The 568-nt window shown below is 73.1% G+C and carries 1 protein-coding gene; it reads right to left on the bottom strand.

Features of this window, described 5'->3' with window-relative positions:
- A partial coding sequence (locus FF041_RS38500; RefSeq protein ID WP_194292326.1) for a hypothetical protein occupies nt 1–568 on the bottom strand: 568 nt, incomplete at both ends.

Below are 568 nucleotides of genomic sequence, written 5' to 3'. Positions count from 1 at the left end.
GCGCGGCGCCGACGGGGGCGGGAGGAAGGCCCAGGTTCCCGGGATGCCGCCGTGTTCGCGGTGGACCGGGGGTACCGGCTGGGTCGAGCGGCTGAGCGCCGCGCCTACCTGGGACGGGGGCCTGCCGATGGTGTCGGCCGCGTTCCGTAGCCCCAGGGCGACGGAGTCCAGGTTCTCCCGGGCCAGTTCCAGGTGGTACCGGAGCCGGTGGAAGGCGGCGCTGGTCTTTGAGGCTGGGAGGGTTTCGGCGCGGTGGTGGAGCTGGCCGAGCTGGCTGTAGGCGCGGGTGAAGTTCGCCACCGCCTGCCCTGCGTGCTCAGCGGCGGCGGTGCAGCCCTGGACGGCCGTTCCCCGTTCGGGCCCGGGGTTGCCGAGCGCCGTCCGGTGCATGACGTGGTCGGCCAGATCGTTGACCAGGCCGTTCAGCGCGGTGAGTTCCTGGGAGGCGGTGACCAGGTCCGGGAGACCGGCGAGGGAACCCGGGACGGTGATCTCCTCGCCGAGTTCCTCGGCCTCGTCGGCCAGCGCGTACAGCTCGCCCTTCTCCATGGCGGCACGGCCGGTGTGA

The sequence above is a fragment of the Streptomyces jumonjinensis genome (genome assembly GCF_009600885.1).
GTDB classification, from domain to species: Bacteria; Actinomycetota; Actinomycetes; order Streptomycetales; family Streptomycetaceae; genus Streptomyces; species Streptomyces jumonjinensis.
Note: the sequence above shows the minus strand (reverse complement) of the source record. Positions and strands in the feature narration are given on the sequence as shown.